Below are 22,674 nucleotides of genomic sequence, written 5' to 3' on the forward strand. Positions count from 1 at the left end.
CACTCCCCAAAAACACCCCGCGCGCCCTCAAGTGACGTGGTCGGAGCGCTAATTGCCCGCAAAGACCACCATCGGTTTTCAGCCAAATCGGCTTTTGGCGGTCAGGTCCGCACACGCTCCGTGCAGGCCTTCCGCACCGCTCGGTCAACGCACAGTCCGGGAGGCGGAGTTCGCCTCCCGGACCGGTCCGCCGCCCGCGGGGATGTAGGCGGCGGTGTCCCCCAGCCCACTGGATCCAGTACAGCGGGCCGACCCACGCATCATCCATGGAAGCGCTCCCCCGGTGGCCGGAGAAGAGCGCACGGACGGGCGCACAGCCACACAACGGGAGCACAGCGCAACCGTCCGTACTCTCGTACGGACCACAATCCCGCCATCCGGAACTGCGCCCCTTAACGCTTGGGATGCAGCGAACTACGCTGGGTTTACGAATGCCGCGTGGTTATGCCAGCGCGGCAGCCGTCTGTGTCGAGGGGTGGCGCATGTCCAGGGAGCAACGCGGGCCGAACGAAAAACTCGGCACCGTTCTCGCCCTCGCGGGAATCAGCAACGCAGGACTCGCGCGTCGCGTCAACGATCTTGGCGCTCAACGCGGGTTGACTCTTCGCTACGACAAGACGTCGGTGGCGCGCTGGGTGTCGAAGGGAATGGTGCCCCAAGGTGCCGCGCCGCACCTCATCGCGGCCGCGATCGGCCAGAAGCTGGGCCGTCCCGTGCCGCTCCACGAGATCGGCCTGGCGGACGCGGATCCCGCGCCGGAGGTGGGTCTCGCGTTCCCCCGTGACGTCGCGCAGGCGGTGAAGTCGGCGACAGAGCTGTACCGCCTCGACCTCGCCGGCCGCCGGACCGGCGGCGGCATCTGGCAGTCGCTCGCCGGATCCTTCGCAGTGAGCGCATACGCAACTCCCGCTTCGCGGTGGCTGATAACCCCGGCCGACAGCTCGGTGGCGCGCGAGGTGAGCCCGGGCGAGGGCTCCGCAGCACCGCAGAAAGTCGGCCACAGCGATGTGCTGAAGCTGCGTGAGGCGGCCGAGGACGCCAGGCGCTGGGACTCCAAGTACGGGGGCGGTGACTGGCGTTCATCGATGGTGCCCGAGTGCCTGAGGGTGGAGGCGGCGCCGCTGCTGCTCGGCTCGTACTCCGACGAAGTCGGCAGGGCACTGTTCGGGGCGAGTGCCGAACTCACCCGCCTCGCCGGGTGGATGGCCTTCGACACCGGCCAGCAGGAAGCCGCCCAGCGCTACTACATCCAGGCCCTGCGGCTGGCCCGGGCAGCCGCCGACGTACCTCTCGGGGGCTACGTACTTGCCTCCATGTCCCTCCAGGCGACCTACCGCGGTTTCGGCGACGAGGGAGTCGACCTCGCCCAGGCCGCTCTGGAGCGCAACCGCGGCCTGGCCACCGCCCGCAACATGAGCTTCTTCCGGCTCGTCGAGGCACGTGCGCACGCGCGCGCCGGTGACGCGCACGCCGCCGGGGCCGCCCTGCGGGCCGCCGAGGGCTGGCTGGAGCGGGCCCGGGACGGTGACAACGACCCTTCCTGGCTCGGCTTCTACTCGTACGACCGTTTCGCGGCAGACGCCGCCGAGTGCTACCGCGACCTGAAGGCACCGCGCCAGGTGCGCCGTTTCACCGAGCAGGCGCTGTCGCAGCCCACCGAGGAGTTCGTGCGCTCGCACGGTCTGCGTCTGGTGGTGTCGGCGGTCGCCGAACTGGAATCGGGCAACCTGGACGCGGCCTGCGAGCAGGGCGTCCGGGCGGTGGAGGTCGCCGGGCGCATCTCCTCCGCCCGTACCACCGAGTACGTGAAGGACCTCCTGCACCGGCTGGAGCCCTACGGCGACGAGCCGCGCGTGGTGGAGCTGCGGGAGCGGGCACGGCCGTTGCTCATGGCTCCGGCGTAGGCGCTCCGGCGTAGGCGCTCCGCCGGCGCGGAGCGGCCGGGTCCCGGAGCGTCTGCCCGGTGGGCCTCGCATGGGGGTGCGGGTGTTTCTGCGGTCGGCGACGCGGTTCCCCGCACCCCTGGGCGCCCCTGCGGGGCGTCCGGGGCCCGCATCCTGGTTTGAAGGCATTGTCAGTGGCGCAGTGCACTCTTGAAGCCGGGAGGTGGAGCAGGTGAGGGTCGGGTACGACTGCGATGTGCTGGTGATCGGCGGCGGGATCGTCGGGCTGTCGACGGCGTATGCGATCACGCGCGTGGCGCCGGGCACCCGGGTCACGGTGCTGGAGAAGGAGCACGCCCCCGCCCGCCACCAGACGGGGCGCAACAGCGGGGTGATCCACAGCGGGATCTACTACCGCCCGGGTTCCCTGAAGGCGCGGTACGCAGTGCGGGGCGCGGCCGAGATGGTCAAGTTCTGTTCGGAGTACGACATCGCGCACGCCGTCACCGGCAAGCTGATCGTCGCCACCGAGAAGGCCGAGCTGCCCCGGCTGCACGGCCTGGTCCAGCGCGGCCGGGAGAACGGCATTCCGGTGCGGGAGCTGGGCGCCGCCCAGATAGCGGAGTACGAGCCGGAGGTGCGCGGGCTCGCCGCCATCCATGTCGGCACGACCGGGGTCTGCGACTTCGTCGCGGTGGCCCGGCAGCTCGCGGAGTCCTCCGGCGCGGAGATCCGGTACGGGGCGGACGTCGTCCGCATCGACCGTCGCTCCGGGCTCGGCGCCGCCGTCCGTACGGCCGACGGGGCGGTCGTCCGCGGGCGCGTGCTGGTCAACTGCGCGGGACTGCACTGCGACGCGATCGCCCGACTGGCGGGGGACGATCCCGAGATGCGGATCGTGCCCTTCCGCGGCGAGTACTACACGCTGGCGCGGCCGGAGCTCGTCCACGGGCTGGTGTATCCCGTGCCCGACCCGGCGTTCCCGTTCCTCGGGGTGCATCTCACCCGGGGGATCGACGGAGGCGTGCACATCGGTCCCAACGCGGTGCCCGCGCTCGCCCGGGAGGGATACGGATGGGGTGTCGTACGTCCTTTCGAGCTGGGCGCGACGCTGGCGTGGCCCGGGGCCTGGCGGATAGCGCGGCGGCACTGGCGGTACGGGGTGGGGGAGCTTCGCCGATCGGTGTCGAAGCGGGCGTTCACGGCGGCCGTGCGGCGGCTGTTGCCCGCGGTGACCGAGGACGACCTCGTGGCCGCCCGTGCGGGCGTCCGGGCGCAGGCGGTGCTCCGTGACGGGACCCTGGTGGACGACTTCCTGATCCGGGAGGGTCCCCGGACGGTGCATGTGCTGAACGCGCCGTCGCCCGCGGCCACGGCTTCGCTGCCGATCGGGCGGGAGGTTGCCCGGCGGGCGCTGGGGGCGCTGGCGGGGGCTTGAGGGCCCGCGGCGGAGCCGCTCATGGATGCAGCTCGCCCCCTCCGCCCCTACCCATCCCTTGCTCCTGGGGGCGCTCCTGGGGGCTGCGCCCCCGGACCCCCGCATCGCGCTGAACGCGCTCGTCCTCAAGCGCCGGACGGGCTGAACAGCCCCATCCCAGGCCCCCGTAAAATGAACCCCACTGTGTCTGAGCCCAACGCCTCCCCCCAAGCCCCCCGCCCCAAGGGCGAGCCCCGTTTCCCCGACGGGCCGATGCCCGATCCCGCCGGGTCGCACTTCGAGCGGCGGATCCGGAGTTTTCAGCCGCGGCGGAGCCGGGTGACGGTCGGGCAGGCGGACGCGTTGCAGCGGCTGTGGCCCAAGTGGGGTCTGGACATCGACGGGCAGCGCACGCTGGACCTCGCGGAGCTGTTCGGCGGCGAGCTTCCCGTCGTACTCGAGATCGGGTTCGGGATGGGCGAGGCCACCGCGCAGATGGCGGCCGAGGACCCGGAGACCGGGATTCTGGCGGTCGACGTCCACACACCCGGCCAGGGCAACCTGCTCAATCTCGCGGACCGGAACGGGCTGTCCAACATCCGGGTGGCCAACGGCGACGCGATCATCCTGCTCAGGGAGATGCTCACGCCGGACTCCCTGAGCGGCCTGCGCGTGTACTTCCCCGACCCCTGGCCCAAGAAGCGGCACCACAAGCGGCGGCTGATCCAGCCGGAGTTCCTCAGCCTCGCCGCGACCCGCCTCCGGCCGGGCGCCGTCGTCCACTGCGCGACCGACTGGGAACCGTATGCCGAACAGATGCTCGAAGTGCTGAGCGCGCACCCCGAGTTCGAGAACACCCGGCCCGACGGCGGTTACGCGCCACGTCCGGACTTCCGGCCGCTGACCCGTTTCGAGGGGCAGGGACTGGACAAGGGTCATGTCGTGAACGACCTGCTGTTCCGGCGCGTACAGCACCGGGACCAGCAATCCGTCGGCGACTGACCCCCGAAGACGGCACCGGCCACCACACCGGACACCGCACCGTCGCGGGCAGCGCCCCTCCCTCGTTAGGGTCGATGCCGTGGCCACCAGCCCTCCGTACCCGACGCACCCCGCCGGCCCCTCCGACGCTGCACCGCGGCGGCCTGCGCACTGGTGGCGGAGAAGGTGGGTGCGCTACGGCGCGCTGGGCACTTTGCTCGCGATATCAGGACTGGTGATCCTGGCCCTCGTCCGCCAGCAGACCGGCACCGAGGGCTTCCTGGTGGGCCTCGGTCTCGCCGTGCTCCCCGTCCCGCTCCTCGTCGCCGTGTTCCGCTGGCTGGACCGCGTCGACCCGGGCCCCTGGCGGAACCTGCTGTTCGCCTTCGCGTGGGGGGCCTGCGCGGCCGCGCTCATAGCGATCGTCGCCAACAGTTTCGCGACGAGATGGATAGCGACGGCCACCGCCGACCCGACCAACGCCGACACCCTCGGCGCGACCGTCATAGCGCCCATCGTGGAGGAGTCCGCGAAGGCGGCGGCCGTACTGCTCGTCTTCCTCTTCCGCAGGCGGGACTTCACCGGGATCGTCGACGGGGTCGTCATAGCCGGGGTCACCGCCACCGGCTTCGCCTTCACCGAGAACATCCTCTACCTCGGCACCGCCTTCGGCACCGACCAGCTCAACGGCGACAGCGGGCTCATGTCGGTCACCGCCGCCACCTTCTTCGTCCGCGTGGTGATGTCGCCCTTCGCGCACCCGCTCTTCACGATCCTGACCGGCATCGGCTTCGGCGCCGCGGCCCTGTCCGCCGAACGCCACCACGGACGCCGCGTCCTGCTGCCACTCGCCGGGCTCCTGCTCGCCATGGGCATGCACGCCATGTGGAACGGCTCGTCGAGCTTCGGGGAGTTCGGTTTCTTCGCGGTGTACGCCACGTTCATGGTGCCCGCGTTCGCCCTGCTGACCGGGCTGATCATCTGGACCCGGCAGCGGGAACTGCGCACCGTGCGTGCGGAACTCCCCGCGTACGCCGCCGCCGGCTGGCTGTCCGCGCCCGAGCCGTACGCGCTCGGCTCGATGCAGGCGCGCCGGATCGCCCGCAGGTACGCCGCCCGCCATCTCGGCAAGGCTGCCGCCCGCTCCGTCGCCGAGTACGAGGCGTACGCGACCTCGCTGGCGTTCCTGCGGCACCGGGGCCGCGACGGCCGCGCGGGCGCCGACTTCGTCGTACGGGAGCGCGAGTTGCTCCACGAGCTGTGGCGCCGCCGCGAGTTCGCCCGCCCGGCCCTGGCCTACGCGGCTCGGGCGGCGGCGCCGGTTCCGGCGGTCCCGCCGCCGTGGAGCACGTACGGGTACGCGCCCGAGCACAGCGAGCCCTACTGGCAGCCCTACGGGACCGCGACGCCGTATCCCGCGTACAACCCGTACCGCTCGTAATACGTGCTCGAAGTGTGTCTGGTCGAGGAGCAGTCTCGTGGCACGTGTCCGGCAGCGGTTACGCCGAGGCCTCCGTCAGCCTGCCCAGCTCCACGTCCGTGAGGACCAGGTCCGCCACTCCGAGCAGCGCCGGAAGCTGCTCCACACTCCGCGCGGAGGCGATCGGCGCCGCGACCGTCGGCTGGGCGGCGAGCCACGCCAGCGCGACCGTGGCGACCGGCACGTCGTGGGCCTGGGCCACCTCGTCGAGGGCTGCCAGCACGCGCGGGCCCCGCTCGGTCGCCAGGTGCTTGGCCGCGCCCGCCGCACGCGGCGAGTCGACGGTCGTACCCGGACGGTACTTGCCGGTGAGGAAGCCGGAGGCGAGGCCGTAGTACGGGACGGCCGCCAGGCCCGAGCGGGAGGCGATGTCACGCAGCGGACCCTCGTAGGTGTCGCGCGAGACCAGGTTGTACTCCGGCTGGAGGGCGACATAGCGGGCGAGGCCCTCGCGGTCGGAGAGGTCCAGGGACTCCTGGAGCCGCTCGGGCGAGATGTTGGACGCCGCGATGTTGCGCACCTTGCCGGCCTTCACCAGCTCGTCGAGCGCGCCGATGATCTCCTCGACCGGCACCTCGGGCTTGTCGAAGTGCGTGTAGTAGAGGTCGATGTAGTCGGTGTCCAGACGGCGCAGCGACGCCTCCGCCGCGGCCTTGATGTTGGCGCCGGACAGCCCCGGGTAGTCGGGGTGCTGGCTGACCTTGGTGGCGATCACGATGTCGGAGCGGTTGCCGCGCGCCTTGACCCACTTGCCGATGATGGTCTCGGACTCACCGCCCTTGTTGCCCTCGGCCCACGCGGAGTACGAGTCGGCGGAGTCGAGGAAGTTGCCGCCGGCGGCCGCGTACGCGTCGAGCACGGCGAAGGACTGGGCCTCGTCGGCGGTCCAGCCCCACACGTTGCCACCGAGGGCGAGCGGGAAGACCTCGAGGTCGGACGAACCAAGCTTGCGAAGAGATGTCATACCGCAGAGCAACGCCCCGAGCGGATGACTGTATTCCGCACGTATCCGACCGGCGGCCGGCAGACCGGCAGACCGGCAGCCCTGACGTCGGGGGGATGATGTCAGGGCTGCCGGGGATCAGGGAACAACGTAACCGCGCACCTGCGCACCTGCGCGGAAACGTACAGGTCAGGGATTGAGCCCCTTGCTCTGCAGCCAGGCCATCGGGTCGATCCCGGTTCCGGCGCCGCCGGGGTGCACCTCGAGGTGCAGATGCGCACCGGTCACATTGCCCGTCGCGCCCACGCGCCCGATGACGTCACCGGTGGCGACCTTCTGCCCGACGCTGACGCTGATGGACGACTGGTGGGCGAACCAGAGCTCGGTGCCGTCGTCGAGCGTGAGCACCGTCTTGTAGCCGTACGACCCGTCCCAGCCGGCCGCGGTGATGGTGCCGCTGTGGACCGCCTTGATCAGCGTGCCGGTGGGCGCGGCGAAGTCGAGGCCGGTGTGGTAGCCGGAGGACCACAGTGCGCCGGCCTGACCGAAGGTCGAGGTGATGGTGTACGAGGAGGTCGGCAGCGTGTAGCTCTTGGCGAGCTCGGCGAGGCGCTCGGCCTCCGCCTTGGCCGCGGCCTCCTCCTCCGCCGCCTTCTTCGCGGCGGCTTCCTTGGCCGCGGCCGCCTTCTGCTCCTCGGCGGCGGCGTCGGCGGCCTTCTTCACGGCGGCGGCCTGGGCGGCCTGCTGGGCCGCGGTGTCGGCCTGGTCCTTCTGGACCTCGGCCTGCTGCATGATGCGGGAGCGCAGGACCTCGCCGGCGTCCGTGGCGCCCTGCTCGGTGTCGGCGGTCGTGAGGCCGGCACTGGTGAGCGGGGTGGTGGAGCCCTGGGCCACGTCGGCGGAGCTGTCGTCCGAGAGGATCGAGCCCACGGACGGCAGATCGGGCACCGAGATCGACACCGGCGGCTTGCCGGGCGCCGCGGTGGCCATGCCGCCCGCGCCGACGGCGGCTATGACGCCGACGCCCAGAACGGTGGAGCTGCGAGCGAGTCCGCCGCCTCCGCGCTGTTTGGAGACGCGGTGCCGGCCGCGGATGGGACGGAGGGATTCCTCGGTGGGATTCCACTCCTCCCGGGGGCCCTCGTCGTCTGTGCCGAACCCGAAGGTGTGCGTTTGGTTCGGCGGGTACGAGGGTGCCTGGGCAGGCGGGTTTGACGCCACGTGGGCGTGCTCCTTTCCTTCCTTCTCGCCTACCGGGTTAGCTGACGGGTTCGGAGCAGGAAGGTCTCCTACGCGCGTCAACCGCTGGTGTTCCCACCGCGGAAGACGCTCGATTCACCCCAAGTTGGTGGTTCCCCGGTTCCCTTGCGGGATTCGGCGCGTGCGCACGGAGCCGACTCTTGTGACGGCTGTGACTACCGCGCTGCGTTATCGAACGTTAATAGACGCGGACCCCGGATTCCAAGCCGTTCTGACTGATCATTAACGCTTCTGGCCAGGACTTACAGGTCATCACCGCCGTAAAACGGGCGAGTTGACCACACCTTCTCGGTCACAGGATTTCTGACGGTGCATCAGATGTTATGCGGAAAGGCGCGATCCGATCACCCCTGGTGACAACGTGATCGAGGGCTTTCACGGACGCCGTACGGCAAGCAGCGCCATGTCGTCCGTCGTGCCGCCGCCGGAGTGCCGGCGGACCTCCCAGGCGAGGGTGGTCAGCAGCGCCTCGGGCGCGGGGAAGGTCCGTCCGGCGAGGCTCGCCGCGGGATCGTAGAAGCGTCCGCGTTCGTCGCGGGCCTCGGACAGCCCGTCCGTGTGGAGGAGCAGCATGGCCCCCCGCGGGAACTCCGTCTCCTGCGCACGGTCGGGCCACATGCCCAACTCGCCCATTCCGAGGGGCAGTGCGGGATCCTCGGCGTCGAGCGTGACGAGCATGCCGTCCGTGTGCAGGAGCAGCGGCGGGGGATGGCCGCGGTTGACGATCCGTACGACCTCCTCGCCGTGCGGGATCTCCGCCAGTACCGCCGTGGTGAACCCCTCGAAGGCGTCGAGGCTCTCGCGCCGGGTGCCCTCGCGTGCCATGGCCCGCTCCAGGCGTCCCGCGACCCCCTCCAGCGTCGCCTCCTGCTCGGCCGCCTCCCGGAACGCCCCGATGACGACGGCGACGGCGGCCACCGCACCCATACCCTTGCCCCGTACGTCGCCCACGACCAGGCGTACGCCGTACGGGGAGTCCTGCACCGCGTACAGGTCACCGCCGATGAACGCGTCCTCCTGCGCCGCCTCGTACCGCGCCGCGACATCGAGCCGCCCGATCCGCTCCTCGGGCTGCGGCAGTACGGCGCGCTGGGCGGCCTCGGCGATCTCCCGGACGGAGGCGAGCCGCGCGTTGCCGCGCCGGACGAGGACGTTGATGAGGGCGGCCAGGCCGGCGGCCGTCGCCACGGTGACCACCTCGGTGACCGCCTCGGCCTGCAGGACCACCCCGAGCTCTGTCTGGACCGCGACGACCCCCACAACGGCCAGGGCTCCGGTCAGTACGGTGCCGCGCAGCGAGTAGAGGGGCGCCGCCACGAGGGCGGCGGCCGTGAAGAGGGGAGCGCCGTAGAAGTCCTTCGGCGTGAAGTACTCGTAGAGGATTCCGGCGACGATGAGCAGCGCGGGGAGCACCCGGACGAACCTCTGGGTGTACGAGATGGTCCGCCCGGCCGTGTCCGCCGCTCCGGGCGGCGCCGCGTCCCCCAGCCCGGGATCGGGCACGGGGTCTCCCGGCAACCGCCCACCGGACCGGTCGGGCGGCGGGTGGTGCGACGCGCCAGGGCCATGCCCGTCGTACGGATCCCCCGCCCGCTGCTCGCCTGCTTGCTGCCCCACCCGTCCAGGTTTCCCGCAGCGGGGCCGGGGGGCGACCGGTGTGGGCCGACCGAGGGATGCCGACGCGCACCCGAAAACACCAAGGGCCGGAACTCGTGAATCCGAGTTCCGGCCCTTGGCCTTCAGTAGCGGGGACAGGATTTGAACCTGCGACCTCTGGGTTATGAGCCCAGCGAGCTACCGAGCTGCTCCACCCCGCGCCGTTGAACTCAACTATACGCCATCCGCGGGACCCCCAGCACCAGCGTTGATGCCGTCCCTCAGGCGGCCGGGTTCCCGGCGTGCGTGAGGGTTTCCCAGGACACGAACAGATCGTCCGTGCCGGCCGGCCGCGTCTGCTCGGCCAGCCGGTGGGCGGCCGGGACGCGCACGTCGAGCCGGTCCTCCAGATGGTTGAGCGCGACCTCCAGGTCGGGCCCCATGTTCCGGTCGACCCGCCCGCCGCACAGCCACGCGGGCGCCGTCTCCCCCATCTGGTACCTGGAGTGGAAGTCGAGCGCTGCCTTCAGCCGGTCCTCGACACCGCGGTAGAGGTCGACGCCCTGATGCCAGGCGGTCTCGGCGATGTGCGCGGTGGCGGCGAGCGAGTACCCGACGTGCTTGAAGTTGCGGCAGGTCTCCTGCGAGACGCCGTCGGTGTACCGCTGCTGCCCGAACCAGTACGTGGTCAGCTTCTGCGGGGTGTCGACGGTGCTGCCGACGGGCGTCAGCGGTACCTTCCCGTCCTTCGCGAGGTAGAAGTACGCGGGCACGCGCTGCCGGAATCGCTCCAGGGCTTCGTCGAAGGTCCTGTGGTCGTCGAGGAACACGGCGATCCCGATGGCGGCGTCGGTCATGACGAGGTCCCAGTTCCCGTTGAAGTCCGGGACCTTCTTGCTGACCTCGGGGAGGTAGGCGGTCCGCAGCATGCCCTGGAACCGCGCGACGCTCTCCTCTGGCCACCTGGCCCCCGTGTGCCGCACGATCTCCCCGGCCCGCGCCCAGGTGGAACCGGCCCACGCGGTCTGCAGGCCGGCGTTCCCCGCCGTGTGCTTCTGCACCTTCCCCGACCAGGCGTCCATGATCTGAACCGCCTTGTCGGCGTGCTCCTGCTTGCCCGTGACGCTCCACAGCAACGCCTGCGTGTACGCCGCGATCGCGTCCTCACGCTCCTCGACGCAGCCGTGCCCGGCCCGGGTGCCGGGCGGGCACTCGACGGTGGCGTACGGCTTCGCCTCGTACTTGTACGACCCGTACTTGCTGTCCCGCATGTCCAGGAACGCCCGCAGCCACGGCTGCTCCCCGGCTTCCACGTGCTTGCGTACGGCGGTCAGCTGGTCCTTGCTGACCAGCACCCCGGGGTGCGCGAACGCCGCGTCCTTGGCCCGCGCCCGCACCGTCCGCCCCTGCGACGACATCCCGCACGACGCCACCAGCCCCACCAACAGCGGCACCACCAGCGCCGCCCTGACCCGCCGCCCCACTGAACCCATCGCTGCTCCTGTCTCTGTCCTCTGTGCCGGCTCAGGAGCAGCCTTACGTGCGGGCGGAAAGGGCGCAGGATCTCTTAGGCCGCCTGAGATCTTTCAGCCGGCCGTCGGCTCGACCCACCCCGCGCGAGCTACCCCAGCAGATGCCGGTTGGGCGCGACCGCGAGCTCCTCGTACTCCGGAAGCACGACGACCGCGGCCCCCGCCGCCGCCAGAACCCCGTTCCCGTCCGCCCCCGCCACGAACGTGTCCGGCTCCCGCCAAGCGGTGACAACCCGCCGCACCCCGGCGTCAACGATCAGCCGCGCACACGGCACGGGCCGCGAAGCCCGCCGGGCACACGGCTCAAGGCTGCTGTACACCGTGGCGGACAGGAGCCGCGGATCGGCGGGATCGATCTTGGCGAGCGCAGCCTCCTCGGCGTGCACCACGGGATCGCCCGCCTCCCGGGAGTACCCGCGCGCCAGCTCGGTCCCGTCCGCGGCCACCACCACCGCCCCCACACTGAACGCGCTCTCCGACGCCGGACACAGCGCCGCCAGCTCGCAGGCAACCCCCAGCCAGCGCCGGTCGGCGGCGGAGGCCAGCCCACCGGCTCCGGGCGCGGTGGGGACGTACCGGATGAGTACGACGTCCCCGACGGCCCGCGTCTCCACCATCCGCAGCCGCCCGGGGGGATACGGGCCGGGCCCGAAGAGCCGGGGCGCGTCCGTCTCCCCGACGAACAGCGGTGCGACGGCCAGCTGGATCTCGTCCGCGAGCCCCTCCCGCACCAACTGCGTGTGCACCCGGCCGCCCCCCTCGACCATGAGGCGCCGCACACCTCGTACGTCGTGAAGGTGTTCGAGGACGGCCCGCCAGTCCAGTTCGGGGCCGAGCGGGACGACGTCCGCGTTCAGCCCCAGCCCGCGCAGCCGCTCGGCGCCCTTGTCGGTCGTGTAGACGGCCTTCTCGCCGCCGGTGTGCCAGAACCGCGCGGCGGGATCGAGGTCACCGGACTCACTGACCGTGACCTTCAACGGGTACTCGGAACGCCCCGCAGCGATCCGGGCCGCGCGCCGCTCGGCCGAGTTGACCAGCAGCCGGGGGTTGTCCGTGCGGAGGGTGCCGGCGCCGACCAGGATCGCGTCACTGGACGCCCGCACCTCGTCGACGCGGTCGAAGTCGGCCGCACCGGAGAGGAGCAGCCGTTCGGGTCCGGTGTCGTCGAGGAAGCCGTCGAGGGAGACGGCGGCGGACAACAGGACGTAGGGGTGGGGCATGGGGCGCACACTCCAGAGTTCAACGGTGGTTCAATTTTTAAACAATACCTACACTGGCGGCATGACGACCCGCTGGCTCTCCCCCGCAGAACAGCGCGCCTGGCGCTCGTACATCTCCGCGACCTCCCTCCTCGGCGATGCCGTCGACCGCGGGCTGCAGGCGCAGGCGGGCATGCCGCACCTCTACTACTCCATCCTCGCCATGCTCTCCGAAGCGCCGGACCGGCGGCTGCGGATGACCGGGCTCGCGGAGCTGCTGAAGATCACCCGCAGCCGTCTGACGTACGCCGTGAGCCGGCTGGAGAACGACGGCACGGTACGCCGCGAGGGCTGCCCGAGCGACAGGCGCGGCCAGGTCGCCGTGCTCACGGACGAGGGCATGGCTGTCCTGGAGCGGGCGGCACCGGGGCACGTGGAGACGGTACGGAGCGTGCTCTTCGACCAGTTGACCGCGGAGGAGGTCGGGCAGCTGGAGGAGATCTGCCGGAAGGTCACACGGGCGATCGAGGGCGAGAACGCCAGGCCTTGCGGGGAAGATCTGCCGTGGCGGCGGCGTTCCTCCACACCATGAGGCGCGAGCTCACCGCGGGCTGACGTTCCCGCCGTCTCCGGCCATTTCCGGCCAACTCCGGCCAACTCCCGAAGTCGCGATACGCGGAGAGGAGCCCGTCGGCATGGGGGACCGACGGGCTCCTCTGTCTTCGGTTCTACCGGATCACCGAACGCTCCGGCTCACCGCGCGGTCCGGCTCATCGAGCGGTCCGGCTCACACTGTGGCGCCGGCGAAGGCCCGGCCGAGTGCGCGCACGGTCCACCCCGCCGCCTGCCACCGCTCCATCGGCAAGGCGTTGCGGCCGTCGAGGATCCGGGGGCTGCGCACGGTCGCTGCCAGCACCTCGGGGTCGAGGTCGCGGTACTCCTGCCATTCGGTGAGATGGAGGATCAGGTCGGCCTGTTCGCACGCCTTGTCGATGTCGAGGGCGTAGTCCAGGGAAGGGAACACGGCGCGGGCGTTGTCGATCGCGGCGGGGTCGTGCACGCGGACCCGGCCGCCCTGCAGCTGGATCGCGGCGGCGACGTTGAGCGCGGGTGAGTCCCGTACGTCGTCGCTGTCGGGCTTGAAGGCCGCGCCGAGCACCGCGATGTTGGTGCCGAGGAAGGAGCCGCCGACGAGTTCGCGGGCCAGGTCGACCGTACGCAGCCGCCGCCGCATGTTGATCTCGTCGACCTCCTTGAGGAAGCCCAGCGACTCCTCCACCCCGAGCTCCTGCGCGCGGGCGAAGAAGGCGCGGATGTCCTTGGGCAGGCAGCCTCCGCCGAAGCCCACGCCCGCGGAGAGGAAGCGCGGGCCGATGCGGGCGTCGTAACCGATGGCCTTCGCCACGGTGGTGACATCGCCGCCCGCGGCCTCGCAGACGTCCGCGATGGCGTTGATGAAGGAGATCTTGGTGGCGAGGAAGGCGTTGGCGGACACCTTGACCAGTTCGGCCGTGGCGAGGTCGGTGGTGATCCACGGTGTGTCGTCGCTGTCCAGAACGGGAGCGTAGACGGCACGCAGGACGCTTTCGGCTGCCGGTGAGGTGACGCCGACGACCAGCCGGTCCGGGTGCAGGGTGTCCTGGACCGCGAATCCCTCACGGAGGAACTCGGGGTTCCAGGCCAGCGCGGCGGCCGTGCCGACCGGGGCGAGGGCCTGGATCCGCTCGGTGAGGCGGGCCGCGGTGCCGACGGGGACGGTGGACTTCCCGACGACGAGCGTGTCGCGGTGCAGATGCGGGGCGAGGCCATCGACGACGGCGTCGATGTAGCGCATGTCGGCGGCGTTGGACCCGGGCTTCTGCGGGGTGCCGACGCAGATGAAGTGGACGTCACCGAACTCGGCCGCCTCGGTGAGCGAGGTGGAGAAGCGCAGCCTGCCGGCTTCGACGTTGCGGGCCAGGATCTCGTCCAGACCCGGTTCGTGGAACGGGGTCCGGCCGGCGGCCAGTGCTTCGATCTTGGCGGTGTCGACATCGACACCGAGGACCTCATGACCGATCTCGGCCATGCAGGCGGCGTGGACGGCACCGAGATATCCGGTGCCTATGACGGTGAGACGCATGGGGGGCCTCCTCGTAATGCGGGATCAGACGGTGGGGGAGCCGCTGGAGTAGCCGTGGGGGTGGAGCTGCTGGAAACGCCAGGCATCGGCGCACATGGCGGTGAGGTCGCGGGTGGTCCGCCAGCCCCAGGCGCGCTCGACGCGGCCGGGGTCGGCGATCAGGGTGGGCACGTCACCGGCGCGGCGTGCCTGGATGCGGTACGGGATGGGGGCGCCGACCGCCTTGGTGAACTCGGCCAGCAGCTCCAGGACCGATGCGCCGGTCCCGGTACCGAGGTTGAACACCCGCAGGCCCGCCTCGTCGTCGAGGTGGTCGAGGGCGACACGGTGGCCGTCGGCGACATCGGAGACGTGGATGTAGTCGCGTACGCCGGTGCCGTCGGGGGTGGGGTAGTCGTCGCCGAAGACGGGCAGTTCGGTGAGACGCCCGACGGCGACCTGGGCCATGTAGGGCAGCACGTTGTTCGGTACGCCGGTCGGGTCCTCGCCGATCTCGCCGCTCGGGTGGGCACCGATCGGATTGAAGTAGCGCAGGGCGATCACCGACAGCTCGGGGTACCTGGCGCACGCGTCGGCGAGCAGTTGTTCACACAGGTACTTGGTCCGCGCGTACGGGTTGGCGGGGGCGGCGGGGTCGTCCTCGTCCAGCGGGACCTTCGGGGTGTCGCCGTAGATCGAGCAGGACGAGGAGAACACCAGTCGGTGCACCCCGTGCTGGACCATGGCCCGGAGCAGGGTGACGGTGCCGCTGACGTTGATGTCGTAGTACTCCAGCGGGATACGGGTCGATTCGCCCACGGCCTTCTTGGCGGCGAAGTGGATGACCGAGTCGATCTCGTGGGCGGTGAACACGGCGTCCAGCGCCGCGCGGTCCCGCAGATCGGCCTGGTGGAACACCAGCGGCCGGCCTGCCAGCTTCTGCACCGCGTCCAGGGCCGGGGGTGAGCTGTTGGAGAAGTCATCGACGACGATGACCTCGTGACCGTGCTGGAGGAGCTCCACACAGGTGTGGCTGCCGATGAAGCCGGCGCCGCCGGTGACAAGGACGGTCTGGGGCACGGGGATTCTCCCTTTCGTCGGGCGCCGCTACCAGCCGAGGAAATCGCTGGCGTAGGCGGGGTAGCGGGCGATGGCGATGGCGACGGGCACGGCCGCGAGCACCGCCGCCACCAGCGGGACCGCAACGGTGCTGCGCACCGCGATGCGCAGCCGGACTCCGGCGGCGCGGGCGGATTCCCCGGCGTGCAGCAGCGGAACGAGGAGTCCCACGACCGTGTAGGTCGTCGATCCCAGGAGGCACAGGAAGACGTAGCCGGCCGCCCGTGTCCAGGTCTCCGCGTAGAGGGCGGCGGCTGCCAGCAGCACGTTCGTCGTCAGGTAGGGGAGCGTCAGCCGCAGGGGAAGAGGTTCCAGGCCGAGGGCGGACTTGGGGGTGACCTTGAAGGTGATCTGCCGGGGTCTGATCTTCTGGATGACCGCCGCTGTCACTCCCCAGGCGATCAGCGGCCAGCGCGTCAGGCAGTAGAGGTTGTTCTCCCAGCTGATGACGGGAGCGCGCCGGGGACGCAGCAGTCCTCGGCGCCGCAGCAGCAGGGCCAGCGCGAGCACCCAGGCCGAGATCGACCACCAGCGCAGCAGGAACTCGACGTAGTCGACGTGAATCCACGGGGTGCCGGTGACCGCGGCGACGGGCGCCAGAGCCATGCCGGCCACCGTGGTCGTCGCCAGCAGCACGTAGTACGACAGGGCGTACAGGAACCGCAGCCGCAGTTTCCACGGCAGCCTGGGCAGGTGCCGGGGGACGAGGTCGAGCAGGACGGTGGTCAGGCTGCGCGACCACTGGAACTCCTGGACCAGCATGGCCGAGAAGGTCAGCGGGCCGTCGCCGTGCGCTTCGGCGTCGATGGCGAAGGCACCTTGCCAGCCCGCGGAGTTGAGCAGAAAGCTGGTCGAGAAGTCCTCTGCCAGCTCCGGGCCGATGCCGCCGATGGAACGCAGTGCCTGGGTACGCACCGCGTAGTGCGAGCCGATGCACGCCGGCGCCAGCCCCGCGCTGTGTCCCAGCTGCGCCGGGCCGTGGAACGTCGCTTCCCGGTGCAGCCGGCCGCGCGCCGCCCAGGACAGCTCGGCGTTGGAGTCGCACACGCTCGGTGCGGCGACGTAGCCGATCGCCTCGTCGGCGAAGGGGCGGACCATCTCGGCGAGGTAGCCGGCCTCGGGGACGTGGTCACAGTCGAGCTGGGCCACCACGTCGTACTCCCAGTAGCCGATCTGGTCGTAGAAGTAGGCGAGGTTGCCCTCCTTGCACCGGGTCCTGCGGGGCCAGGTGGTCCGGTGGTAGTCCGGCACCTCGAAGCGGGTCGCCACGCCGACGTTGTTGTCGTCGCACCAGACACGTATCTCGTCGGTCGGCGACTCGTCGCACAGCCACACATCGAAGGGGTGGGGGTAGTTCTGGTCGAGCATCGCCTGGAGGGTGGTCCTGGCGACGTCCCACGGTTCGGACGGCGCCCGCGTCACGACGAAGGCCACGCGCAGCCGCGGGACGTCGATCGAAGGGTCCACCCGCTTGAGCCGGTTGACACCGACCATGAAGTAGATGGGCATCACGGACAGGTAGAGCAGCACCGTGCCGTTGATCGCGAGACCCGTCCAGCCGATCCGGTGCGACGGCTCGAGCAGCCAGGCCCAGAACAGCCCCAGGCAGGTCAGCCAGCCGACGGTCAGCACGGCGACCACAATCCGGTCGGCACGGCCAAGCACCGGTACGAACGTACGGCTGAGAAGCCGGCGGGACCGGCCGGAGGAACGGTCGAACACCGGCCCGCTCGGCGGGATCCCGACGACGTGGCCGTCGGACAGCGTGAGCACGGCCTCGGCCAGCTGTTTGCCGTCCTGCGCGGGGGCAACGAGAGTGCCGCTGCCGCGGACAACGGGGAGCAGGGAAGACGCCGTGGAGGTGGAGGTGGAGGTGAAACCGGAACTGGAACTCGAATCGGAACCGGAACTGGAGGGGGACGGTCCGGCGCCTGGACGCAGAACACTCATCTGCTGGACTCCGAGGATGTCGCTCCCGCCGGCCGCAGGGGGGAGGCGGCCGACGGGGGAGAAGAAGGACGTGAGATGACGGAAGGGCCTCAGGCGGGCTGTACGACGCCGACCGTGCCCTGCGCGGGAACCACCGCGCCGTCGAGTTGCCCGCCCGCGATCGCCTCGCGAGCGGCCCCGACCTCCTCGGGCCGGTCCCGGAAGTACTCCACGGTGCGGCGGAGCCCCTCCTCGTCGGAGACGACCGGCTCCCAGCCCAGAACCTGCTGCGCCCGGGTGATCAGGGGACGGCGGCGGGCGGGGTCGTCGACCGGCAGCGGGTGGTACTCGATGGTGCTCTCGGCCTTGGTCAACTGCAGTACCAGCTCGGCGAGTTCGGCCACCGTGCGCTCATGCGGATTGCCCAGATTGACGGGGCCCGGGTCGGTGGAGTCGATCATCGCGACGATGCCACGGATGAGGTCGTCGACGTAGCAGAAACTGCGGGTCTGCGAGCCGTCCCCGTACACCGTGAGCGGATCGCCGTTCAGCGCCTGCGCGATGAAGCTGGTCACCACCCGGCCGTCGTGCGGACGCATCCGGGGGCCGTAGGTGTTGAAGATCCGGACGATCCCGGTGTTGGTCTCAAGCGTTCGCCGGTGCGCGCTGGTCAGCGCCTCCGCGAAGCGCTTCGCCTCGTCGTAGATGCTGCGAGGACCGATGGGGTTCACATGCCCCCAGTAGTCCTCTGTCTGCGGGTGGACCTGCGGGTCGCCGTAGACCTCGCTCGTGGAGGCCAGCACGAAGCGTGCTCCGCTGCGTTGGGCCAGCGCCAGTCCGTTCTCGGTCCCGTGACTGCCGACCGCGAGCGTCTCCAGGGGCATGCGGTGGTAGTCGGGCGGGGAGGCGGGGCTCGCGAGGTGGGCCACGGCGTCCACAGGACCCGTAACGGGTATCTCCTCGGACACATTGGCCATGATGAATTCGAATTCATCATGGCCCAGGAGATGCTCGATGTTGTCGCGCCGACCAGTTGACAGATTGTCGACGCAGATGACCGAATCACCGCGTTTGATCAGGGCATCGCACAAATGCGACCCCAGGAAGCCGGCGCCTCCGGTGACGACGATACGCACGATTCTCCTCGAAATGTGGGGGGGAGGGAGGTGTGAGGGCGAGGGCGATTTCCGGCAGCAAAGGAGGTGCCTATGCGGCAATCAGAACGCCAGTGCGGCAATGGAAGGCCCGTCGTGCTCGGTAACTATTGCATTCCGGGGAGTTACTGGTCTAGGCCTTTCCGGGTGTGACGGTCGTCACATTGCTCAGCTAACTCTGCGGTAATTGCTTGCATTCATTGGATCTGCCGTTTATGTTGCGGGCTTGTTACCGGAGCGCTGCTTTCTGTGCGTATCCTGAGAGCTCGAATGAGAGTTCGCAGAGCTCGAATGAGAATCCACAGGCGGCCGGTCCGCCCGCCGTCCGGGAATGGTGTCCATCCGCTCCAAAATACGAGCAAATGTGAAATGGCGCCTTTTCTGCTTCGTCGCCAATCAGGGTGAAGTTGTTGTACCGTTAATGTGGCGGGCGGCCGATGCCGCATTCCCTGTCGTATGGACACTTTCGGACAGGAGTGAGCGTGCTGTCACGGAGAAGACTGCTGGCCGCGATGCCTTTGCTGGCCGCCCCGGTGGATCTCGGCTGCCAGGCGAAGGCTGGGCCCGCGCTGGCCCCGATCGCGATGACCTCGCCGGCTCCGCCACTGCGCGGCGTGGACCTGTCCAGCACTCTGCAGGCCGAGTCCGCGGGCCAGAAGTACAGGGACAGGGGGAAGTCCGCTCCGGTGGAACGCCTCCTCGCCGCGCGCGGCGCGAACCTGATGCGCCTGCGGGTCTGGGTCGATCCCTCGTCCGGCGGCTACGACCTTGCCTCGGCCCTCAAGTTGGCCCGCCGGGCCCGCAGCGCCGGCATGGGTGTGCTGCTCGACCTGCACTACTCCGACACCTGGGCCGACAACGCCCACCAGACGCCTCCCGCCGCCTGGGCGGACATGGACTGGCATACGCTCGCCGCCACCGTCCGCGCCTACACGCGCGACACCGTCCGGGCGTTCGCCGCGCAGGGCATCCCGCTGGACATGATCCAGATCGGCAACGAGGTCACCAACGGCATGCTGTGGCCCAACGGCCTGATCCGCTACCCGGAGGGACAGTACTGGGACGGGTTCGTCGAGCTGCTCCGGGCCGGTCTCCAGGGAGCCTCGGAGGGCGCGTCCTCCGAGCTGCGCACCCTCGTCCACGCGGACAACTCCCGCGAGGGCATCGACATCTACTCCTTCTACGACCACCTCGCCGCGGCCGATATCCGGTTCGACGTGATCGCTCTCTCGTACTACCCCTTCTGGCACGGCTCGCTGGCCACCCTGCACACCAACCTGACCAACCTCGTGGCCCGTTACGGCAAGGACGTGCTCGTGGTGGAGACGGCCTATCCGTGGAAACTGCCGGCCGAGGGCGACGCGGGACAGCACCTCGTGACGAAGATCGACCAGCTGCCGGACGGTTCGCGCCTCCCGCCCACCCCCCAGGGACAGGCCGCCTTCTTCGACGCCCTGCGCAAGGTGATCGCGCGGGTGCCCGGGGGGCACGGCCTGGGCTTTCTGGCGTGGGAGCCCGCCTGGGTGCCTGGGGTGCCCTGGACGTTCGGCGGGGTGAACCCCTACAGCAACCTCACCATGTTCGACTGGTCAGGAACCGGGCTCCCGTCCCTTTCCACCTTCGGCGGCTGAGTGCCGCGCGCCGCGCGGGCCGGGTGGTGCCGGATCAGCCGGTGTGGTCCAGATCGTGGGCGAGCGCCCGCAGGACCGGCCCGTACTGAGGGTGCGACAGGGCGGACGCGAACTGCGCGACCAGGTAGTCGGCCGGGTTGCCCGTGTCGTACCAACGGCCCTGGATGACCTGCCCGTACACCGCGCGGCTGCTCGCGTAGGCGTTGATGGCGTCGGCCAGATACACCTCGCCGGTGCGGTGCTCGTACCAGCGCGCGGTCTGCTCCCGCAGCTCGTCGATGATGCCGGGGGTGATCACGTAGCCCCCGATGGCGGCGAACGCGGAGGGAGCGTCCGCCGCCTTGGGCTTCTCGACCAGGCCGACGATCCGCAGCAGTCCGTCGTCCAGGTCCTCCTTGACCACGGGCACGCCGTAGCGCTCGGAATCCCCCGGGGCGATGGGCAGCAGGGCCAGCACCGGGGCGTTGGTCACCTCGTAGGCGCGGATCAGCTGCTGCGCCCGGGGCACTTCGGCCACGAAGACGTCGTCCGGCCAGAGAACGATGATCGGCTCATCGCCGAAATTCCGGGCGGCGTTCAGAACGGGGGTGCCGTTGCCGTACGGACCATGCTGGTCGAGGTAGGTGATATGACCTTGCCGGGACAGCTCCCCGACTTCCTCCACGGCGTCCGCGTAGGCGGTCTTTCCGTCGGCACGCAGCCGGTCGACAAGGTCGGGGCTGGGGCGGAAATGGTCCTGGATAACAGATTTTCCGCCGGAGACCACGATGGTGATGTCCGTGATCCCTGACGCCACGAGTTCGCGCACGGTGTGCTCGATCACGGGTTTGTCGCCGACCGGCAGCATTTCCTTCGGTATTGCTTTGGTGAGGGGCAGCAGGCGGGATCCGAGCCCGGCAGCGGGGATCACCGCACGGCGAATGGTGGGGGGCACGGTATCTCTCTCCGTAAAGTGGGATGCCACGCCGAATCGGCCACGGGAATGGCATGGCGTGGCAAGGGTGAAGTACGGCTGACGAACGACTGAAGTACGGCCGACGAACAGGCGGAACAAGTGGGGTGTGCCGCCCGCCGCAGGGAACGTCCATGTTCCCCGGCAGGCCGTTGCGGACGCAATTGCCGCCCATGAGCCGAATAGTCGGCTTATCGCTGAGAGTCTGTGAGTCGGCTTACGCTGAGAGTCTGTGAGTCGGCTGAGCGCGCCTTTGCGTTCATGATCCCGAGGTGCGATTCCGGTGGGATGCTGATTCGACCCCAGGTATCAATTCAACCGGCGGCCGCGGCGGCCCGTCAAGTGCACCCAGCAGATGCGTGGATGGTCGGGAGTGGGGTGAACTGCGTTCTTCAGGCCGGGTATACGTCATCGCTGACGGTGTATCAGGCACTGTCAGTCCTGGCCTGCCATTCGCGCGGGGACATCCCGTACGCCGCCCGGAACACCCGGCTGAAGTGCGCGGGGTTGGCGAAGCCCCAGCGGTGCGCGACGGCGGCCACGGCTGGGCTCGTTCGGCCGGGGCGGCTCAGCTCACGCCGGCATTCCTCGAGGCGGCGGTGCTGGATCCAGCGGCTGACGGTGGAGCCTTCGTCCTGGAAGATCCGGTGGAGGTAGCGGACGGAGATGCGGTGAGCGGCGGCGATCGATTCCGGCGAAAGGTCGGGATCGGCGAGGTGGTGGCCGATGAAGGCCTGGATCCGCACCAGCAGCGCGCGGTGGGCGGCGTCGGTGCCGACGGCGTCCCGGTCGAGGTGCTCGGCGATGAGGGTGGTGAGCAGGTCCACGGCGTTGCGCGCGAGCATTTCGCCGACCTGGGGGCGGCAGGAAGCGGCTCCGTCGGCGAGACCGGCCAGGAAGGGGGCGACCAGGGTGGCCGGTCCCTCGTCGCCGCGGAGGGTGATGCCGGTGATGCGTCGAAGGTCGGAGTCGCGGAGCCCGAGCGCCTGGCGAGGGAGCTGGAAGACCTTCATCTGAAAGCGGTCGGGGAAGCTCAGCGTGTACGGCCGGGTCGTGTCGTAGAAAGCGAAATCGCCCGGCCGCAGGAAGGCGTCCCGGCCGTCCTGGGTGACGACGGCGGGCCCCCGGCCCTGCAGGCCGACGAGGAAGTACTCATCGCTGTCCTGAGCGATCAGCCGCGGCGTACGGAAGACCCGCTCCGGGTCGGCGTCCACGGTGGAGATCTGGAGGTGGCCGAGGCGGTCGGTCCTGACCGCTCCGGAGAAGGGCGCGTCCGTGGGTTCCTTCGGGGTGGAGACGTCCAGGGGCACGAACGTGCGCCACACGGCATCGTGCCAGTAGGCCCGCCGCTCGCCCGCAGGCACGGAGTCTGTGGAAAGGACAAAGCTCACGGCGCCTCCTCAGCGGAACACCGGCTTGCTCGTCCAATCTAGCCCGGCCCGCAGTTTCCCCGAGGTCACGCGCTCGTATCGGTCTCATGACCCGCCGGCGGTCCTG

At 70.1% G+C, this 22,674-nt stretch carries 17 protein-coding genes, 1 tRNA gene and 1 riboswitch; of the genes, 6 read left to right on the forward strand and 12 right to left on the reverse strand.

The annotated features are described in order from the left end of the window. The first annotated feature begins 482 nt into the window (after window positions 1-482). From ACFYPC_RS19020 to ACFYPC_RS19035, 4 genes are all read left to right on the forward strand, one after another. Window positions 483-1,904: an MFS transporter gene (locus ACFYPC_RS19020; RefSeq protein WP_388677334.1), complete on the forward strand. Its 1,422-nt coding sequence runs from the start codon at window positions 483-485 to the stop codon at window positions 1,902-1,904. Window positions 1,905-2,106: 202 nt separating this feature from the next. Further along, window positions 2,107-3,321, forward strand: a complete 1,215-nt coding sequence (gene lhgO, locus ACFYPC_RS19025; RefSeq protein ID WP_388677337.1) for an L-2-hydroxyglutarate oxidase — start codon at window positions 2,107-2,109, stop codon at window positions 3,319-3,321. 171 nt (window positions 3,322-3,492) lie between these two features. Further along, a complete protein-coding gene (trmB, locus tag ACFYPC_RS19030; RefSeq protein ID WP_388677339.1) occupies window positions 3,493-4,302 on the forward strand; it encodes a tRNA (guanosine(46)-N7)-methyltransferase TrmB in 810 nt (269 codons plus the stop codon). Window positions 4,303-4,381: 79 nt separating this feature from the next. Continuing rightward, entirely contained in the window at window positions 4,382-5,722 is a 1,341-nt protein-coding gene (locus tag ACFYPC_RS19035; protein ID WP_388677342.1) for a PrsW family intramembrane metalloprotease, read from the forward strand. 58 nt (window positions 5,723-5,780) lie between these two features. Here the strand turns inward: ACFYPC_RS19035 and ACFYPC_RS19040 are convergent, their stop codons facing one another. The 6 genes from ACFYPC_RS19040 to ACFYPC_RS19065 all read right to left on the reverse strand — a co-directional run bounded on the left by ACFYPC_RS19040 (window position 5,781) and on the right by ACFYPC_RS19065 (window position 12,312). After that, window positions 5,781-6,725 carry an aldo/keto reductase gene (locus tag ACFYPC_RS19040; protein ID WP_388677344.1) on the reverse strand — a complete coding sequence of 315 codons (945 nt, stop codon included), beginning with the start codon at window positions 6,723-6,725 and terminating at the stop codon, window positions 5,781-5,783. 168 nt (window positions 6,726-6,893) lie between these two features. Then, window positions 6,894-7,925, reverse strand: a complete 1,032-nt coding sequence (locus ACFYPC_RS19045; protein WP_388677346.1) for a M23 family metallopeptidase — start codon at window positions 7,923-7,925, stop codon at window positions 6,894-6,896. Window positions 7,926-7,936: 11 nt separating this feature from the next. Beyond that, a riboswitch (cyclic di-AMP (ydaO/yuaA leader) is annotated at window positions 7,937-8,094 on the reverse strand. A gap of 245 nt (window positions 8,095-8,339) precedes the next feature. Then, the gene (locus ACFYPC_RS19050; RefSeq protein ID WP_388677349.1) at window positions 8,340-9,467 is read right to left on the reverse strand and encodes a PP2C family protein-serine/threonine phosphatase; all 1,128 of its coding nucleotides are present in this window, start codon (window positions 9,465-9,467) and stop codon (window positions 8,340-8,342) included. 240 nt (window positions 9,468-9,707) lie between these two features. After that, window positions 9,708-9,781: transfer RNA gene (locus ACFYPC_RS19055), tRNA-Met, on the reverse strand. Window positions 9,782-9,841: 60 nt separating this feature from the next. After that, window positions 9,842-11,053 carry an alginate lyase family protein gene (locus tag ACFYPC_RS19060; protein ID WP_388677351.1) on the reverse strand — a complete coding sequence of 404 codons (1,212 nt, stop codon included), beginning with the start codon at window positions 11,051-11,053 and terminating at the stop codon, window positions 9,842-9,844. A gap of 128 nt (window positions 11,054-11,181) precedes the next feature. Further along, window positions 11,182-12,312: a dihydrofolate reductase family protein gene (locus ACFYPC_RS19065; protein ID WP_388677354.1), complete on the reverse strand. Its 1,131-nt coding sequence runs from the start codon at window positions 12,310-12,312 to the stop codon at window positions 11,182-11,184. Window positions 12,313-12,373: 61 nt separating this feature from the next. Here ACFYPC_RS19065 and ACFYPC_RS19070 point away from each other — a divergent pair, with 61 nt between their 5' ends. After that, window positions 12,374-12,883: a MarR family winged helix-turn-helix transcriptional regulator gene (locus tag ACFYPC_RS19070; protein WP_388677357.1), complete on the forward strand. Its 510-nt coding sequence runs from the start codon at window positions 12,374-12,376 to the stop codon at window positions 12,881-12,883. A gap of 195 nt (window positions 12,884-13,078) precedes the next feature. On the opposite strand, the gene ACFYPC_RS19075 is transcribed toward ACFYPC_RS19070, so the two are convergent. The 4 genes from ACFYPC_RS19075 to ACFYPC_RS19090 all read right to left on the reverse strand — a co-directional run bounded on the left by ACFYPC_RS19075 (window position 13,079) and on the right by ACFYPC_RS19090 (window position 18,576). Beyond that, window positions 13,079-14,413, reverse strand: coding sequence for a UDP-glucose dehydrogenase family protein (locus tag ACFYPC_RS19075; protein WP_388677360.1), 1,335 nt, complete (start codon window positions 14,411-14,413; stop codon window positions 13,079-13,081). Between the two features lie 24 nt (window positions 14,414-14,437). Then, window positions 14,438-15,472, reverse strand: a complete 1,035-nt coding sequence (galE, locus tag ACFYPC_RS19080; protein ID WP_388677362.1) for a UDP-glucose 4-epimerase GalE — start codon at window positions 15,470-15,472, stop codon at window positions 14,438-14,440. Between the two features lie 27 nt (window positions 15,473-15,499). Then, entirely contained in the window at window positions 15,500-17,461 is a 1,962-nt protein-coding gene (locus ACFYPC_RS19085; protein ID WP_388677365.1) for a glycosyltransferase family 2 protein, read from the reverse strand. Window positions 17,462-17,550: 89 nt separating this feature from the next. Then, on the reverse strand, window positions 17,551-18,576 hold the full coding sequence (locus tag ACFYPC_RS19090; RefSeq protein WP_388677368.1) for a UDP-glucuronic acid decarboxylase family protein: 1,026 nt from the start codon (window positions 18,574-18,576) through the stop codon (window positions 17,551-17,553). Between the two features lie 500 nt (window positions 18,577-19,076). Here ACFYPC_RS19090 and ACFYPC_RS19095 point away from each other — a divergent pair, with 500 nt between their 5' ends. Continuing rightward, on the forward strand, window positions 19,077-20,225 hold the full coding sequence (locus ACFYPC_RS19095; protein WP_388677370.1) for an arabinogalactan endo-beta-1,4-galactanase: 1,149 nt from the start codon (window positions 19,077-19,079) through the stop codon (window positions 20,223-20,225). Between the two features lie 34 nt (window positions 20,226-20,259). Here the strand turns inward: ACFYPC_RS19095 and ACFYPC_RS19100 are convergent, their stop codons facing one another. Together ACFYPC_RS19100 and ACFYPC_RS19105 are read right to left on the reverse strand one after the other, a co-directional pair. Next, window positions 20,260-21,159, reverse strand: a complete 900-nt coding sequence (locus ACFYPC_RS19100; RefSeq protein WP_388677373.1) for a UTP--glucose-1-phosphate uridylyltransferase — start codon at window positions 21,157-21,159, stop codon at window positions 20,260-20,262. A gap of 443 nt (window positions 21,160-21,602) precedes the next feature. After that, window positions 21,603-22,568 (reverse strand): helix-turn-helix domain-containing protein, encoded by a 966-nt coding sequence (locus tag ACFYPC_RS19105; protein WP_388677375.1) that lies wholly within the window; start codon window positions 22,566-22,568, stop codon window positions 21,603-21,605. Window positions 22,569-22,674: the final 106 nt, after the last annotated feature.

The sequence above is a fragment of the Streptomyces sp. NPDC005808 genome (genome assembly GCF_042871385.1).
Classification (GTDB): domain Bacteria; phylum Actinomycetota; class Actinomycetes; order Streptomycetales; family Streptomycetaceae; genus Streptomyces.